At 63.2% G+C, this 3,280-nt stretch carries 1 protein-coding gene, 1 tRNA gene and 1 pseudogene; all 3 read left to right on the top strand.

Annotated features, from left to right (window positions below):
- Positions 1-444, top strand: a pseudogene (locus tag AC1D12_RS28795) (ATP-dependent Clp protease ATP-binding subunit ClpX); the annotation flags it as partial.
- Positions 445-557: 113 nt separating this feature from the next.
- Positions 558-2,996 carry an endopeptidase La gene (gene lon, locus AC1D12_RS28790; protein WP_477844539.1) on the top strand — a complete coding sequence of 813 codons (2,439 nt, stop codon included), beginning with the start codon at positions 558-560 and terminating at the stop codon, positions 2,994-2,996.
- A 139-nt stretch (positions 2,997-3,135) separates the two neighbouring features.
- A tRNA-Gly gene (locus AC1D12_RS28785) sits at positions 3,136-3,211 on the top strand.
- Positions 3,212-3,280 lie beyond the last annotated feature (69 nt).

The following is a 3,280-nucleotide window of genomic DNA, read 5'->3' as shown; positions in this document are numbered from 1 at the left end:
ACCGTGCACACCAAGTCGGAGCGCCGCGTGTCCGAGGTGTTCCGCGAGGTCGAGCCCGAAGACCTGATCAAGTTCGGCCTGATCCCCGAGCTTGTCGGCCGCCTGCCGGTGGTCGCCACGCTGGGCGAGCTGACCGATGACGCGCTGGTGCAGATCCTGACCGAGCCGAAGAACGCGCTGCTCAAGCAGTACCAGAAGCTGTTCGCGATGGACGGCGTCGAGCTCGAGGTGCGGCCTTCTGCGCTCGCTGCCATCGCCCGCAAGGCCCTGGCGCGTCGCACCGGCGCACGCGGGCTGCGCTCGATCATGGAGCAATCGCTGATCGACACGATGTTCGAATTGCCGACGCTCGACGGCGTCGCGAAGGTGGTGCTCGAYGAGCACACGATCGAGGAAGACGCGAAGCCCTTGCTGGTTTACCGAGAGCAGAAGGCCAGCGCCTGAACAGGGCCATCGCCACGACAACGGATCCTGATGATTGCCGGTGCGTCACACTGCGCCGGCTCCTTGCAAACGAATGCTTGAGCCCTAGATGGGCTTGAGAAAGAGAGGTTCCAATGTCCGGACATCCCGTCTTGCCCGCTGAGCCCATCACGATGCCGCTGCTGCCGCTGCGGGATGTGGTGGTGTTCCCCCACATGGTGATTCCGCTGTTCGTCGGCCGCCCGAAATCGATCAAGGCGCTCGAGGCCGCGATGGAAGCCGGCCGTCAGATCATGCTCGTCGCGCAGCGCGCGGCCGGCAAGGACGAGCCGAAGCCTGACGACATGTTCGAGGTCGGTTGCGTCTCGAGCATCCTGCAGATGCTGAAGCTGCCCGATGGCACGGTGAAGGTGCTGGTCGAAGGCATCCAGCGCGCCAACACGCATTCGATCAGCGACAACGGCGAGCACTTCATGGCCGAAGTGACGCCGGTGCCGCCCGAGACCGAGGCCAAGCCTGAGGTCGAGGCCCTGCGCCGCGCGGTGACGCAGCAGTTCGATCAATACGTCAAGCTCAACAAGAAGATCCCGCCGGAGATCCTGACCTCCATCGCGGGCATCGACGATGCCGGCCGCCTGGCCGACACGATCGCGGCGCACCTGCCGCTGAAGCTCGAGAACAAGCAGTCGGTGCTCGACCTGTTCGCGGTCGACAAGCGGCTCGAGAAGCTGCTCGAGCAGCTGGAACATGAAGTCGACATCCTGCAGGTCGAGAAGCGCATCCGTGGCCGCGTGAAGCGCCAGATGGAGAAGAGCCAGCGCGAGTACTACCTGAACGAGCAGGTCAAGGCGATCCAGAAGGAACTCGGTGACGGCGAAGAAGGCGCCGACATGGAGGAACTGGAAAAGAAGATCACTGCGGCGAAGATGCCCAAGGAGGCCCGCAAGAAGGTCGATGGCGAGCTGAAGAAGTTGAAGCTGATGTCGCCGATGTCCGCTGAAGCGACCGTCGTGCGCAACTACATCGACACGCTGATCGGCTTGCCGTGGACCAAGAAGACCAAGATCAAGCACGACCTGCCGAATGCAGAGGCTGTGCTGAACGAGGACCACTACGGGCTCGAGAAGGTCAAGGACCGCATCCTGGAATATCTCGCGGTGCAGCAGCGCGTCGACAAGGTGAAGGCGCCGATCCTGTGCCTGGTCGGGCCCCCGGGCGTCGGCAAGACCTCGCTCGGCCAGAGCGTGGCGCGCGCCACCGGGCGCAAGTTCGTCCGCATGGCGCTGGGCGGCATGCGTGACGAGGCCGAGATCCGCGGGCACCGCCGCACCTACATCGGCTCGATGCCGGGCAAGGTGCTGCAGAGCCTGTCGAAGGTCGGCACGCGCAACCCGCTGTTCCTGCTCGACGAGATCGACAAGCTGGGCATGGACTTCCGCGGTGATCCTTCGAGCGCGCTGCTCGAGGTGCTGGACCCGGAACAGAACCACACCTTCAGCGACCACTACGTCGAGGTCGATTTCGACCTGAGCGACGTGATGTTCATCGCGACCTCGAACTCGATGAACATTCCGCCGGCGCTGCTGGACCGGATGGAAGTGATCCGCCTGGCGGRTTACACCGAGGACGAGAAGGTCAACATCGCCCAACGCTACCTGCTGCCGAAGCAACGCAAGAACAACGGCGTGCAGGACGAGGAGATGGACGTCACCGAATCGGCGATCCGCGGGATCATCCGCTACTACACGCGTGAAGCCGGCGTGCGTTCGCTCGAGCGCGAGGTGTCCAAGATCTGCCGCAAGGTGGTGAAGAGCATCCAGCTGAAGAAGCAAGTCGGCAAGATGGTGGTCAGCGAAGAGAACCTGAACGACTTCCTGGGCGTGCGCCGCTTCAACTACGGCCAGGCCGAGAAGCGCAACCAGGTGGGGCAGGTGGTGGGCCTCGCGTGGACGGAAGTCGGCGGCGACCTGCTGACGATCGAGTCGGCCGTGATGCCGGGCAAGGGCAACATCATCCGTACCGGCTCGCTGGGCGACGTGATGAAGGAGTCGGTCGAGGCTGCACGTTCGGTGGTGCGCAGCCGCGCACGCCGCCTGGGCATCAAGGACGAGATGTTCGAGAAGCGCGACATCCACATCCACGTGCCCGATGGCGCGACGCCCAAGGACGGCCCGAGCGCGGGTGCTGCGATGACGACGGCTTTCGTGTCGGCGTTGACCAACATCCCGGTGCGTGCCGATGTGGCGATGACGGGCGAGATCACGCTGCGTGGCGAGGTCACGGCGATCGGCGGCCTGAAGGAGAAGCTGCTCGCGGCACACCGCGGCGGCATCAAGACGGTGCTGATCCCGGAAGAGAATGCGAAGGACCTGCAGGACATTCCGGAGAACGTGAAGAACCACCTCGAGATCGTGCCGGTGAAGTGGATCGACCAGGTGCTGGAGATCGCACTCGAGTCGGTGCCGCAACCGCTGGCCGATGAAGAGGTACCGAAGGTCGACGGCAAGACCGAGGCTGGCGCTGCGGCGACGGCACCGGCCACTGCGCCTGCGACCGACGCGCTGAAGCACTGAAGAAAGTTGGAAAAAAATCGGCCGCTCTTGCGAAGCGGCCGATTTTGAACATATACTGTGAGTCTTGATTGATACAGCGAAGCAAGTGCAGCAATGCAGTGCGAAGCGAGTTGATCAAGGGATCGAAAGATCCGGCAAAGCGGGAGTAGCTCAGTTGGTAGAGCGCAACCTTGCCAAGGTTGAGGTCGCGAGTTCGAGCCTCGTCTCCCGCTCCAAATTCAAAGGGAAGCTTTCGGGCTTCCCTTTTTGCCTAGATGACGCAAGAGCGTGACGCAAGAGCGTCA

This window comes from Rhizobacter sp. P1_G5, assembly GCF_056405435.1.
The sequence above is the reverse complement of the archived record's forward strand: the minus strand, read 5'-3'. Positions and strand labels throughout refer to the sequence as shown.